The organism is Glutamicibacter sp. JC586 (assembly GCF_009805585.1).
In the GTDB taxonomy this organism is placed as follows: domain Bacteria; phylum Actinomycetota; class Actinomycetes; order Actinomycetales; family Micrococcaceae; genus Glutamicibacter.
The window spans coordinates 1-13,212 of the sequence record NZ_VHIN01000017.1; the positions used below are offsets into that span (position 1 = coordinate 1).

Here is a 13,212-nt window from a genome sequence, read left to right on the forward strand (position 1 = left end):
CCACGAAGCGATTCTCCTATCAACCTTCAATTTAAGCTCAGAACGGTCAGGCGACCTCCTTTACGAGGTTCACCTGACCGTTCCTATTGATAGAAACCTGGCGCTAAGAGCTAGCCCTTCTTGGTCAATTCCAGCCCTACCAATACCGGATCATGATCCGAGGAGCGATACTGATTTGCACTGAACAGGTCCGTGACGTTGTAGTTGTGGCGGCTGTACTCGTAGCCCACAGATTCGGTAGCGTTGATATTCCAGATGTCTTGACCGGTCACCTTCGGAGTCAATTCAGGCGAGGTCAAGATGTGATCAAGGGAGCCACTGAGACCGTCATAAACGTAGCTCTGCGAGTCGGCACCTGCACCAATATCAGTGAACCCGGCTTCCTTCAAAACCCGAATAGGATCCTCCGCCGAGTAGGAATTGAAGTCACCGGCCAGCAGTACCTTCTTGGTATTGCGTGAAGCCTTCAGTTCCTGCGTGAACTTCACCAAGGCCTTGGCCTGCTCTACTCGGTCGGCGTTCCAGGCACCTTGTCCATCGCCGGAGTCGACGTTGCCGGAGCCATCCTGGGGTCCTGAGCCCTTGGACTTGAAGTGATTGGCTACCACCACGAAGCGGGTCTTCTGATTGCCGCCCACCTTCTGGAACGCTTGGCCCAGCGGATCGCGCGCATTATCAAAGGCTGGATCCTGCAAGATCACCGACTCATTAATCGGCTTCACCGCCTGAGAACGATAGATGATCGCCGTACGAATCACGTCTTCGTCGCCCGGAACCGTCTTTGGGCTCGGAACAAACCTCCACACTTTCGCGCCGGCCGCAGCGTTCAATTCATCCACGAGGTGAGCCAGGGAAGCATCGCGGTCCTCTCCAAAGCGTGCCGAGTTCTCAATTTCCTCCAGAACTACGACATCTGCGGTGAACTTGCTTAAAGCCGAGACAATCTTTGATTGCTGTCGAGTGAAGTTTTCAGCGTCAGCCGCTCCGCGAGCATCTCATCCCGAACGAACTGTCAGCGGGTTGCCGTCGCGATCACGATAATAGGTGCACCCTTCAAGCTGATCACCGGTGGTGGTGAAGTAGTTGAGCACGTTGAAACTACCAACGCTCACGTTGCCACCAACCGACTCGGGCGCCTGGGTGCTGATCTGTTCAAAGTTCAATGCAATATCGGCATCTTCGGCACCGATCACCTGACCCTGAGGCTGCAAACGCCACAAATCATAGCGATAGTCCAAAATCATTGGACCGGTAAAGGTGGCCTTGGCTCCAACCGTAACTCGTTGCTTGGCATCAATGTAGGGCAGAGCTACGGAGGTGTTCTTGGCGGTACTGAAGTTCAAGGTCGCACCATCATCAACCACAATGGCACGTTCTTCATTTTCTGCTGCCAGGGCTTTGACTTGGGCGCTATTGGGCGCAAATACATCGGTAGGCTGTCGAAGCAGTTTTTCGCCAGGCAAAATGCTACTTGTGCCCTGAGCCAAGCTCAGCTCACCGTACTGGTTCAGCGAGTAGTTATCCGAAACAGTGAAGTCCCCTTGGGGCTCAACGAGCATGGACTCGATCTGTTCGCGCGCTTCGTCTCCGCTGGGCAATGACACCGCCAATGGCTTAACACTCTCGGCTGGCTCATCCAGATGCGTGACTTCTTCGGCCTTGATTTGAGTCAGCCCGTAATATTCGCTGACATTGCCTGAGACTTGTACGTAGTCACCGACCTGCACCGAGCTGACGTCATCGGGGGCGTAAATGAAGATAGCTGGGCTACCTTCGGTTGGTACTTGACCTCCAGTACCGGGAGTCTGCACGTAGAATCCGCGGATCCCGCCATCGGCGTAGGCACCGGTGACGACACCGCGCACCGTTGCCTGAGCACCGACCATCGGCGAGCTGGCACCGGTACCCTGCACTTGTTCGATGGGGACGATCTCGCCTGTGTCCGCTTGGACTACCGAGGCACACGAAAGTGCTACGGCACCACCCAGAAGGGCGGCGGCAATGCGAGTAGTTGACCTCTTGCTCATATTTTCCTTTGGGTGATGATGATCGTTTGATCTTGAGGTAATCAAAGTACGGTGAACTACTCGTAAACTTTGGCCCGCTTTCATGCGAGCACCCCAAGAACCATCCAAAAGCATCAAGCGGTTTACGTCTAGGGGTGATTAAAAGAATATTGTCACTAATTGAACTGACCGGTCAGTTCAATTAGTCTGGTCTTGTGCTTATCGCAGATTCTGTCACCGTCAACGGCCGCCACGAAGAACTAGTGTCGCCCACCTCCTTATCCGTGGGCCGCGGAGATGTCCTCTTGGTTGTTGCCGACCCGCAGATTTCTCGCACCGCCCTGGCCCTTGCCTTGAGCGGGCGGATGCAGCCCAGTACCGGAACGGTTGCTTGGGGCCATACGGACTCCCTGAAGTCCCTGCGTCAGCATAGCGCTCTACTGGACTCCCCCGAGGTCAACGAGCCCGAAGCTCATATGAAGGTCCGAGACCTTGTCGGCGAAGATCTTGCGCTCATTCCCGGCCCTATTTGGCGCAAGCCACGAGCCAAGAAGTGGATGGAAGAACACGGATTCACCGATGTAGCCACCCACTGGGCCGATGCCATCGACCCAGCGCGCCTCCTTCACTTGCAGCTGTCACTCGCAGCGGAAAACCCCAAGCTGGAACTACTCGTTCTAGACTCCCCGGATCGTCACGATATGCACGATGAGCAGTGGATGGATCTGCTCGCCGACTTTGCTTCCTCACCTCGCGAATTCGCCGTCGTGGCCATCGTGAGCAATGTTCCTTACGACTGGGATGGTCCGGTGAGCTACCTCGGGTCAATGACACAAGATCCCGTTCTGGCCACAATCCCTGAAATCGAGCCCTTGCTCGACGAAGAAATCGACGAAGACACCACCGAAGAAGCTAACGAAGAATTTGTGCAAGAAGAACTGGATCTGGATCTGCCAGAACCAGAACTTCCAGAAGAAGATTTGCCAGAAGAAGAACACCCGCTTGTGTTGGCAGAAGACGAAAACGCCGCTGAGGGCAGCGAAGCGAAGGAAAACTAATGACGACGTTGCAACTGGCGCTCTCCGAACTCAAGCGCATGACCCGCGGCACCCTGCCGAAACTAGCGATCATCGCACTGACCTGTGTCCCCCTGCTTTACGGCGCCCTCTACCTGTACGCCAACTGGAACCCACAAGGTAACTTGGACCAAGTCACCGCAGCGGTGGTGAACCTCGACGATGGAGCCAAAAAGGACGGCAAGTTCACTCGCATTGGCGATGACGTAGTCGATAATCTTGAAGAAGACGGCACGTTCAGCTGGGCGCATCTCGACTCACGTGAAGAAGCCCAAGATGCGGTAGCCAGCGGCCAATATGCTTTCGCGCTAGTGCTCCCCGACGACTTCTCAGCAGCTCTGGTCTCCCCCGGCGACTTCAAAGACGCAGACCAAGCAGATCTTGAACTCCTGACCAACGACGCCAACAACTTCATGGTTTCCAACTTCGCCCGCACCTTAGCCGGCGAGGTACGCACCTCGGTCTCCGAAGAAGTCGGCACCGAAACCGCCTCGGCGATGATCGCCGGTTTTGTGGACATCCACGACTCCATGGGTGAGGCCGCCGATGGCGCAGAAAAGCTCTACGACGGAACCATGAGTCTGGGCGACGGCGTGGTGACCTTGGCCGATGGCACCACCAAATTGGTGGATGGCAGCAGCGAGTTGAGCGACGGCAGCGTCAAACTCAAGTCCGGCACCGCTCAGCTTTCCTCCGGGCTGCAAGAACTTTTGACCGGTCAGAAGAAGCTGAGCAACGGCACCAGCGAGCTAGCCGATGGCACCAGCAAACTTGCCACCGGCGCGGACAAGCTTAGCTCTGGCCTTAACACCATGGAATCTAAAACCGCGACCCTGCCCAGCTCGGTGAACAAGCTCAACGACGGTGCGCAGAGCGCTGAAAGTGCTGCTCAAAAGTTGGCCACTGGCTCACGTCAGGTAGCCGACGGTAACAAGCAGCTGGCCACCACCGCCGATGACGCCATCTCGGTAATCAACCAATTGCAAACCGACGCACAGAAGAAGCTGGACAAGGCTAAGACCGATACCCAGTCACAGATCGATCAGCTGGTGGCCGACGGGGTCTTGACCAAGGAACAAGCCGAAACCATTGAGACGACCGTAACCCAAAGCATCGAGGATTCCTCCGTGCCCGATGCACTGGATTCCAAGGTCACCGAGGTCAATTCCAACCTGAGCACCATGCAGGATAAGTTGCATACCCTTTCCGATGGCTCCGAACAGGTGGCTGACGGTAATCAACAGTTGGCTACCGGATTGGGCACCCTCGCCGACGGCACCAAAAAGCTGAACGCCGCGGTACCAAGCCTGGTCGAAGGCATCTCCAGCGCAGCTGACGGATCGGCCACATTGGCCAGCGGCGCACACAGCGCCAACGACGGAGCTCAGAAATTGGCAGACGGTCAAGTCTCCGCACTGAACGGCACAGCTAAGGCCGCAGACGGCGCTAAAACTTTGGATTCGGGCGCAGCGTCCTTGGTCGATGGCACCGACCAACTCCACAGCGGCCTGGTGAAACTTTCCGACGGCGTAGGCGATCTCTCCGATGGCGCCACCAAGCTCGAGGATGGTTCCGGCGACCTGGCCCACGGGCTCGATAACGGTGTCAAACAGGTCCCTAATCCCGATAAGAAGACCAGCGACAAGCTTGCCGATGTCATCGGTGCCCCTGTGGCCCTAGATAACGTCAAGCAGGCCGAGGCACAGTCCTACGGCGCCGGTTTGGCTCCGTTCTTCATGACCCTGGCAACCTACATGGGCGTTTTGGTGCTCACCCAGGTGATGCGCCCGATCACCAAGCGCGCATTGCTCTCCAACGGAAGCAACTGGAAGATCTCGATCGGCGGCTGGCTGCCCTTCGCGGCCATCGCAGTGGTGCAGACCAGTCTGCTCTATGCGGCCGTGCATTTCGGGCTGGGCCTGAACACTGCCCACCCATGGATGGCGTGGCTCTTGATGGTGCTCGCGGCTCTGTGTTTCAGCGCCCTGATCCAAGGGTTCTTCGCCTTGCTGGGCACCGCAGGTAAGTTCTTGGTTCTGGTCCTGATGGTGCTGCAGCTGATCACCGCGGGTGGCACCTTCCCATGGCAGACCCTGCCCGAGCCGTTGCAATTCCTGCACCAGATCTTGCCTATGGGCAACGTCGTGCTCGGCCTGCGGCACCTGGTTTACGGCGCCGACCTTAGCGTCATGTCCACCATCATCGGTTCCTTGATCGGCTACACCGTCCTTGGCCTGCTGCTGAGTATGCTCGCGGTGCGCAAGAATAAAACCTGGAGTCTGAAAACTCTGCAACCGGAGTTGAAAGATTGAGTGCCTCACCAGTCACCCGCCAACGTGTGCGCGCCACCAGTTCTAAGGAACGGCTTTTCGAGGCCGCAATGAAGCTGCTGGCCACGCGCTCACCCGAAGCGGTATCGGTCGATGAAATTGCCTCCGCCGCGGGGGTTTCCAAGGGCACCGTGTACTACAACTACGGTTCCAAGGACGAGCTGGTCAGCCAGATCCTAGATTTCGGTGCGCAGAAGTTGTTGCGCGAGCTCACCAAGGTCGCGACCGGGCCGGCGCCCTACCTAGTGCTGAAGTCTATGCTCGAATTCGCCATGGACTTTGTGGCCAGCTACCCAGCCTTCGTGCAACTGTGGATGCAAGAACAGCTGGGAGCCGACACCAGCAGCGTATTTACCACCATGCCCTTGCACTCCCAGGTTACCAACTTGATCATCGACGTTTTGGACCGCCTGGTGGAAATCCCAGAGTCCGAAAAGCTGCCGGTGGCTACCACTATTTTTGGTGCAGCCCTTTTTAACGCGCGCATGAGCTCGGCCCGCGAAGATGGTTTAGAGCGCGATCAGATGGTGCGTGCGGTGATGCTCATTGTTGATGGTTTGCTGGCGACCCGACCGGCTGCCACGAACTAGTCGGCTCAATTCCAGGTAGGTCGCCCGCGTAGATCACTACCCCCGGATAGTTGTTAATACGCCGCACCACCTGCTCGTACCCCTGTGCGGGTAACCGAGTCAGCAGCTCATCGAGTACCAGCACTGTCGGTTCGCGTAACAACGCGCGCGTCACCAGCAGCGCCGCCTGCTGGCTGCGCCCCAACGGCTCGCCGCCCCGGCGCAGCTTTGTCTGTTCGCGATCAGGCAACTGCTCCAAGTCCAGACCGCAATCCACCGCCAAGTCCAACGCCCGTGGCAAAGATGCCCCCGGATGACGATAGCGTAATGCCCGGGCCAGGGTGCCCCGTTCGGGAACCATCGATTCCAAAGCCGATCCAATCAGCTTTCGGCGATCCCTTGCTGGCAAATCTTCGCTACGTCCTTCGGCGATCCACACTCCAGCCAGCCGATCTTCATATTGGTCCAAGCTGCCGGTGGCAATGCCCCGAACTACTTCGGTCCGTTGCGCTTGCGTACCCTGAACCTGAATACGCTCGCCTGGCTGAGCACGTAATACCGGGAACTGCTCCCCGCCATCGGCAGGAAGCTGAATCCGCACCGCTGATCCATGCCCCAAAAGCTCCTTGGCGTCCCTGCTACTAAGCGATTCTCGATCGGCTTCTGACCACTTTCGCTGCTGTTGCCACAAAGGGGCGATAATTCGGCGCCCGGCCCTGTAGTTTTGTCGGTACTCCACCGCCTTGCCCCACTCGCCCAAGCTTCCGGAACAAATCCCCATCAGGGTCAGTGCCGTAGCCACCGCTGGGTGTCCAAGCCCCGCTAACGAAGCAGTACCCACCATCAAGGCAGTCCCAAATAGCGGCAAGGCGAGCGCTGATCCGCGTAGCGCGCCAGCATAGCGGGCACGCTGAACAGAAGCCTGAATAACTTTCAGCGACGAATCCTGCACCCGATTGACTTCACGATCGATGCCACCTGAGGCACTAATTGCCGTGCGAGCGGCCACGGTGTCAGAAATCCGCGCCGCCAAGTAGCCACGATTTTTTCGCAGTGCCCGGGCGCTATTAAAGGTTCCTGGAGCCAAGATCAGCAAGATTCCCGCTTCCAGCACAATGATCAGCACCAGGCTTCCAGCCAGTAGCGGGTGCAGCATCCATAACCCGACCCCGCTGACCACCAGCAGGGGCAGACCCGCCACCAATGGCACCAGTCCTTGCACAATCCAATTGCGGATTGAGGACAAGTCATTGGTAGAACGTGCGATGGTGATACCTGCCGAAGGACCTCGTGAGCTGCGTAAGGCATGAGACATCAGCCCACGACGCAATTGCGCCACATAATGTTGCCCCAGTTTTTCTGCCACTACACGCTCGAGATACTTGGAGCCAAAAAACCCGAGGATCAGTGCCACTACCAGCCACAGCACCCCGAGCGAGAAGCCCGAAGATAACCGCCCGATCAGCCAACCGATGCAGATGGAGAACAATCCGGCGAGGATTCCCACACCGAGCAACCCGGCCAGCAGCTTACGTCGCCCGGGTGCGATCAGCCTGGGAAGTGACGGTTCAGCGGACGAAGCAGACAATGGTGTTCCTATCGTGTGGGCAACAGGCTGGCGGCAATCTGCGGCTGGCATAGATCGTAGGTATTGATCACGGTGGTGGACAGTTGCCTTTGGGCTTCCTGAGCAGCCAGCGGCGAAGCAGTCAATACACCCGAAACAGCGGCAAGATCCAGACCCGCATCAAGCAAGATGCGCTCGCCCGCCTGTGCCCCCAGCGCGTCCTGCGAGCTAAACAGGACTCGGTCCACATGCTGCGAGAAAATTGGATCCGTCAACAGTCGCGAAGTTTCGCCTTGGAATAGGCCGTCAGCGATTTCGATCACCACAGCGTCGGCACCGGTAGCGCTCTGCTCGCGAATCATCGCAACCAACAACGAACGAACCGTCTCGTAATCCAGGCGATAGGTTGTGGGGAATCCAAAGTCGGTGAAATCGCAGACACTGAAGGCACCGGCATCGGTGAACAGGTTTGGGTCATTGCCTGCACCGGTTCCGGTGGCTTTGCCGGCGGCGACATTCATCCCGGCATTGACCAGACCATTGACCAGGCAGCCCAAAGTGGTCGATTTGCCCGAGTTCATCGAGCTACCTAGCACTGCGATCACGGGCGGACGAACTGTGTCGTTGTGTGTTGCTCGCGCCGAAATCTGTTCGATGTCTAGCGGCGCGAAGTCTGCAAGATTGACTACCTTGCCCCCGCGTGTCAGCAGTCCTACGGGTTGCAGTTGTGTGGCCATGTGGATCGACGCGTGCTGTTCAATGACCTCGCTGGCCACGCCGCCACCGGCCACTAACTGGCAGGGGCCAAGATCTTCGGGAACGTGAGCCAAGAACTGATCAGGGGCGTAGCGATGCCCGTAGGCAACCATAATTTCTTGCCCGACAAACATCAGCTGGCGACGTGAAACCGGGGACTGTAATGCCCTGTGCTTGCCAAGCTCGGTCACTGTGGCGATAACAACGTCGCCGGCTTGGGGTACGAGGTCAGCGCGGCGCACGATCTGGAAGTCTTGAGGGTTGCGGGTGAGCTCAGCACCGACAAATCGAGTCGTGTAAGCGGCGCGAATTGTGCGTGCGCGTCGCCCGTCCACATCTTGCTGCTCGTCGGTGACTACTTCGGACCCTCGAACTGGAAGCGATTGAGCGATGACGGCCATGGAACTATTTCCTCTACTAAGCACAATCCGGATCACACGTTGTGCTCCGGCGTTGGCGGTTGCGCCAACAGATCTCAGTGAAGCCAGTCTTGATTAATGAACGATTAATTACAGCTGGTGTTGTTCTGAGTTTCTGATGAGGAAGAACTCATCAACATCTCATAAACGCAGATCAACGGAGCAATGTTCAGTCCCTTGTCAGCCCGAAAATAGTGCATGAGACTTCTCTCATGCAGGCCGTGGCGCGATGAAGTGCGTAACCTTTGCATCTCGGGAATCCAAATGCGCGTACGGTTGTGTGGTCTCAAGCACCGTGGTGCCTAAGGTTGGATAGTCCATAGCCAGCTCGTACACCGATTCCTCGTCAGAATCGATCGATGCTAAGCGCATCGCCAGCTCTTGAAGCACGGGCTGGTGGCCGATCACTAGCAGGGTACTGACGGTGTCGGGCACCTCGTTGATGATGGAGCATAGTTGTGAGACGCCCGCGCCATAGATGCGCGAGTCCACATAGGGCGTTGGCCCCTTTTCACCCAGTTCTGAGAGAACCCAGGCGCAGGTCGAACGGGCTCGCAATGCGTCCGAACACAAGATGTAGTCCGGAATCAGATCGTTCTCAACAAGCCATGTTCCGGCCGATGGTGCCTCGCGGTGCCCCCGCGAAGCCAGTGGCCGCTCATGATCGCTCACGCCCAGGGGGAAGTCGGCTTTGGCGTGACGCATCAGGATGAGCTTTCGCGATTGCATGGTGTTCATCTTCCCAGCTTAAGACAGTAATGGCGGGCAAACCGAATGTGGTTCGCCCGCCATCGCTGGTTGTCTCTTTCGAAATGCTCTCTTTAGATGGAGTATTCAGGCGCTGCCCAAACAACTACCTCTGGGTGCTCATAGAAGCGGTAGCCCTGGCCGCGTACGGTGCGTACCGTGTTAGCCAAGCGGCCCAACTTGGAACGCAGACGACGAATGTGAACGTCGATGGTGCGTTCGTTAGGCACCTCTTCAGCATTGCGCCACAGGTTTTCTAGCAGTTCGTCTCGGCCCACGGTGCGGGTTCCGTTTTCAACTAGGAAGTTCAGTAGCTCAAATTCCTTGAAAGTCAGGTTCAAGGTCTCACCGTCTAGGTATACTTCGCGACGCGACAAGTCGATCAGTACACCCGATGGGCGTGGGGTGCTTGGGCGAGCTTCGGCGCGCGGACGACGCGAAACGGTTGGATCACCTAATGCCTGACGAACAACGTCGATTGGTTCACCCTGTGCGCTGGTTGGTGCCAGTGCAACTGCTGCGTGAGTCTGTGCCTGAGGAGACAGGGTGGCTAGGAAAGCGCGAACCTGGGTAGCCAGCTTGCCCAGCGAAGTTCCCTGCGCCTGAGCTGCCGTTTCGTCGAGTCCAACGTAGAGGACAAAACCGCGAGCGGAGGTATCTGCGGTGGCCGCACCAGTGGCCTGCACTGCAGTGGCGGTCGGCTGATGGGAAGTTTCGCGAGTTTCTGGGGTGTTGGAAACGGCTCGCAGTGGGCGATATCCCGCTGGTGCATAGTTACCAGCGGCCTGACGCTGTGCTGCAGCTGCGCGGTTCTGCGCATTGCGAATTGAAACGTGGACGTATCCGGATCCAGCCGACATAATATTTTCCTCTTATTAGTGCGAAGGCCAAGTGGTCTGGCGCTCGTGCTTCGGGTTTTGCTTGCGCTGTTCATGGCCTTCGTCCACGTTCAGCAGTTGGGTTTCCCGTCAGCGACAATCCAAATTTTCATCCTTCATGCCACCGACGCCGAGCATTCGATAACAAGTTGCATCGGCAAACCACGACTGTCCGTCGGGATGCGTTTTGCTGTTCTGCGCCGTACTCACACATCTAGTTTCCTCGTAACATTGTCAACTTGCAAGTAACAAACTAGAGCAATGTCCACATTGTGAGACAAATACGCCCAAAGGTGATGTACACCACTTTAGGCATTTCTGGGTTATCTAAGCGCTTAACTACTCATTATGTTCAAGCATTTCTCTTGAATAGAACATACTGACTAGCCCATACAAGAGGGTGAATATTCATTCATGGCAACACGCTGTCCACACTTCAATCATTCGTCGATCGTTCCCCTTGACCAAATTAAGTACTTCCGGTTAGCAGAAATCCTGCATAAACTCGACATACAGTCATAGCTGACGCACAGTAAAAACATATTCTCGCCCCAAGGCAATAGGAGACGCTGTTAAACATGAATGATTCTCGGTTTTCACCTTCTCAGCTCCCCCGTCTCACCCACCCGGATGGCACGCCCATCAAAGTCCTCGTCGTCGACGACGAACCATCGTTGGCCGAACTAGTCTCCATGGGCACTCGTATGCTCGGCTGGGAAGCCACGATGGCGCACGACGGCCCAGAGGCTGTCGCTACGGCCCGCTCCCTGGCACCAGATGTATTGGTCTTGGACTGGATGTTGCCAGGTTTTGACGGTCCAGAAGTTCTACGCAAGGTCCGTACCCATTTCCCCGAAATTCCGGTCCTGTTCCTCACCGCTAAGGACGCCGTCGAAGATCGCATCGAAGGCCTGGGCGCTGGAGCCGATGACTACGTCGCCAAACCATTTAGCCTCGAAGAGGTATTGATCCGCCTGCACCGTCTGGTCGAGCGCTCCGGTGCCGCCGCTGCAGATACCGCGGAATTGGTGGTTGGCGACCTCATCTTGAATATGGACTCCCATGATGTCTCCCGCGCGGGACGCGAAATTTCCTTGACCGCCACCGAGTTTGATCTGCTCAGCTACCTAATGAGCAACGCACGACGAGTCGTTTCCAAATCTCAGATCCTCGATAACGTCTGGCACTATGACTTTGATGGTCAGGCCAACATCGTCGAGCTGTACATTTCCTACCTGCGCAAGAAGATCGACGTTGACGCAGAGCCAATGATCCACACCGTACGTGGCGTGGGCTACGTACTGAAGCCGGCGGCATGAGTCGTTTCACCCCGAGCACCAAAGTCAGTTCGCCGCATTCTCTGCAGCGCAAGCTGCTACTGATTCTGCTCACCTCACTCACAGCCGTTTCCGTGTTGCTCGGTGTGCTTTACAACGCCGGCATGCGCCAAACGTTGATGGACCAGCTCAACAGCCAACTACGGCTAACCACCGAGCGCGCACTAAACTACTCACAGGGCGCGCCGGCAGTGAATTCTCGACTTGACGCTCCCGGACAATCCGCTGGAACGCTGACCGCTCGCTTTGTTGACAAGTACGTTTTCAACGGTGGGGTGCTCGATGAACGCACCGGTGAGCTGCAACAGCTCAGTCAAGAAGATGCGATTCCAATGGTTGATCTGGAACTCAGCGACGTGCATGGGGAAGGAAAATTCCACCCCATCAGGGCCCATTTGACCGTTGGCGATTATTATCTGGTCGCGGTCAAGGATTCAGGGTCCAATGGAATCCTGATTGTAGGTCTACCGCTACACAGCACCGATCTGGCCCTACGGGGCATGGCCTGGCTGACCTTATTCATCGCATTGATCCTAATTGCCGGAGCTGGTTTGGCCGGATCCTGGCTGATATCGCGTTCACTGGCCTCGCTCAAGCGCGTTGCGTCCGTCGCCGAATCGGTGGCCGCCGAAGATCTCGACTCCGGTAAAGTTGCTCTGACTCAGCGCGTGCCACAGGAAGATGCGGTGCCAGGGACCGAGGTCGGCAACGTTGGCAACGCACTGAACGCCATGATCAGCAACGTCTCTACGGCCCTAACCGCTCGCGAAAAGTCTCAGGCGCAGATGCGACAGTTTGTGGCCGATGCTTCCCACGAGTTGCGCACCCCGTTGTCCTCGATTCGCGGCTACACCGAATTGCTCTCTGCCACCGAGCATTTCTCCCCGGACGGTCAGCGCTCGGTTGACCGAGTGCTGCAACAAAGTAGCCGCATGGGATCCCTTGTGGAGAATCTGTTGCTGTTGGCACGTTTAGACGAAGAAACTTCGTTCAAGCGCAACAACTTAGATTTGGGTGTGCTCACTGCGGACATTACCGAGGACTTTAAGCTCACCGCCAGCGACCATCAGTGGGAATTTGAATGTTTGGCTGAGCAGACCACGGTCTTCGCCGATTCTGCGTCCCTGCGTCGGGTGATCACCAACCTGCTGGCCAACGCGCGCAAGCACACTTCGGCGGGCAATACCGTGACGGTGACCGTCGATCAGGACGATGAAACTGATGAAGCAATCCTCGAAGTGCGCGACACCGGGGAGGGCATCGCCGCCGAGTTCCTGCCCAAGGTTTTCGAACGTTTCACTCGTGCGGACACCGCACGCTCCGGTTCAGATGGAACTACTGGCCTCGGCTTGCCGATTGCCAAGAGCATCGTGGAAGCCCACGGCGGCAGTATTTCGGTAACCTCAGAACCGGGCAATACCGTATTTGAAGTTCGCCTGCCGTTAGCGGACGATGATCTCGAAGACAAAAAAGACAGCGACGAAACAACGCAGGCCACGGTCTAACGACCGTGGCCTGCGGGCTACT

10 protein-coding genes and 1 pseudogene are annotated in these 13,212 nt (G+C 57.0%); 5 read left to right on the forward strand and 6 right to left on the reverse strand.

Annotated features, from left to right (window positions below; all coding sequences use genetic code 11):
* Positions 1-110: 110 nt before the first annotated feature.
* Positions 111-980, reverse strand: a pseudogene (locus FJV47_RS16605) (ExeM/NucH family extracellular endonuclease); the annotation flags it as partial.
* 15 nt (positions 981-995) lie between these two features.
* On the reverse strand, positions 996-2,027 hold the full coding sequence (locus FJV47_RS16610; RefSeq protein ID WP_235026443.1) for a hypothetical protein: 1,032 nt from the start codon (positions 2,025-2,027) through the stop codon (positions 996-998).
* A 194-nt stretch (positions 2,028-2,221) separates the two neighbouring features.
* Here FJV47_RS16610 and FJV47_RS11925 point away from each other — a divergent pair, with 194 nt between their 5' ends.
* Genes FJV47_RS11925 through FJV47_RS11935 form a run of 3 tightly spaced genes read left to right on the forward strand, consistent with a single transcriptional unit; the run spans position 2,222 to position 6,002 of the window.
* Complete coding sequence (locus FJV47_RS11925; protein WP_159613294.1) at positions 2,222-3,064, forward strand: ABC transporter ATP-binding protein; 843 nt, start codon at positions 2,222-2,224, stop codon at positions 3,062-3,064.
* Entirely contained in the window at positions 3,064-5,394 is a 2,331-nt protein-coding gene (locus tag FJV47_RS11930; RefSeq protein ID WP_159613296.1) for a YhgE/Pip domain-containing protein, read from the forward strand. Before FJV47_RS11925 ends, FJV47_RS11930 begins: the two co-directional genes overlap by 1 nt.
* The gene (locus tag FJV47_RS11935) at positions 5,391-6,002 is read left to right on the forward strand and encodes a TetR/AcrR family transcriptional regulator (RefSeq protein WP_159613298.1); all 612 of its coding nucleotides are present in this window, start codon (positions 5,391-5,393) and stop codon (positions 6,000-6,002) included. The genes FJV47_RS11930 and FJV47_RS11935 overlap by 4 nt, the downstream gene beginning before the upstream one ends.
* On the opposite strand, the gene FJV47_RS11940 is transcribed toward FJV47_RS11935, so the two are convergent.
* The 4 genes from FJV47_RS11940 to FJV47_RS11955 all read right to left on the reverse strand — a co-directional run bounded on the left by FJV47_RS11940 (position 5,956) and on the right by FJV47_RS11955 (position 10,330).
* Positions 5,956-7,569 (reverse strand): ABC transporter ATP-binding protein, encoded by a 1,614-nt coding sequence (locus tag FJV47_RS11940; RefSeq protein WP_159613300.1) that lies wholly within the window; start codon positions 7,567-7,569, stop codon positions 5,956-5,958. The genes FJV47_RS11935 and FJV47_RS11940 overlap by 47 nt on opposite strands.
* A gap of 8 nt (positions 7,570-7,577) precedes the next feature.
* On the reverse strand, positions 7,578-8,705 hold the full coding sequence (locus FJV47_RS11945; RefSeq protein ID WP_159613302.1) for a DUF1611 domain-containing protein: 1,128 nt from the start codon (positions 8,703-8,705) through the stop codon (positions 7,578-7,580).
* A 228-nt stretch (positions 8,706-8,933) separates the two neighbouring features.
* Positions 8,934-9,461 carry a histidine phosphatase family protein gene (locus FJV47_RS11950; RefSeq protein ID WP_159613303.1) on the reverse strand — a complete coding sequence of 176 codons (528 nt, stop codon included), beginning with the start codon at positions 9,459-9,461 and terminating at the stop codon, positions 8,934-8,936.
* A gap of 83 nt (positions 9,462-9,544) precedes the next feature.
* Positions 9,545-10,330: a winged helix-turn-helix domain-containing protein gene (locus tag FJV47_RS11955; protein ID WP_159613305.1), complete on the reverse strand. Its 786-nt coding sequence runs from the start codon at positions 10,328-10,330 to the stop codon at positions 9,545-9,547.
* A gap of 596 nt (positions 10,331-10,926) precedes the next feature.
* On the opposite strand from FJV47_RS11955, the gene FJV47_RS11960 reads away from it, so the two are divergent.
* Positions 10,927-11,667, forward strand: a complete 741-nt coding sequence (locus tag FJV47_RS11960; RefSeq protein WP_159613307.1) for a response regulator transcription factor — start codon at positions 10,927-10,929, stop codon at positions 11,665-11,667.
* The gene (locus tag FJV47_RS11965) at positions 11,664-13,190 is read left to right on the forward strand and encodes a cell wall metabolism sensor histidine kinase WalK (protein WP_159613309.1); all 1,527 of its coding nucleotides are present in this window, start codon (positions 11,664-11,666) and stop codon (positions 13,188-13,190) included. The genes FJV47_RS11960 and FJV47_RS11965 overlap by 4 nt, the downstream gene beginning before the upstream one ends.
* Positions 13,191-13,212: the final 22 nt, after the last annotated feature.

Bases quoted from the DNA above. Each gene is read 5' to 3' on its own strand.
- FJV47_RS16610 (WP_235026443.1), bottom strand. From the start codon at position 2,027: ATGAGCAAGAGGTCAACTACTCGCATTGCCGCCGCCCTTCTGGGTGGT.
- FJV47_RS11930 (WP_159613296.1), top strand. From the start codon at position 3,064: ATGACGACGTTGCAACTGGCGCTCTCCGAACTCAAGCGCATGACCCGC.
- FJV47_RS11945 (WP_159613302.1), bottom strand. From the start codon at position 8,705: ATGGCCGTCATCGCTCAATCGCTTCCAGTTCGAGGGTCCGAAGTAGTC.
- FJV47_RS11950 (WP_159613303.1), bottom strand. From the start codon at position 9,461: ATGAACACCATGCAATCGCGAAAGCTCATCCTGATGCGTCACGCCAAA.
- FJV47_RS11955 (WP_159613305.1), bottom strand. From the start codon at position 10,330: ATGTCGGCTGGATCCGGATACGTCCACGTTTCAATTCGCAATGCGCAG.
- FJV47_RS11960 (WP_159613307.1), top strand. From the start codon at position 10,927: ATGAATGATTCTCGGTTTTCACCTTCTCAGCTCCCCCGTCTCACCCAC.
- FJV47_RS11965 (WP_159613309.1), top strand. From the start codon at position 11,664: ATGAGTCGTTTCACCCCGAGCACCAAAGTCAGTTCGCCGCATTCTCTG.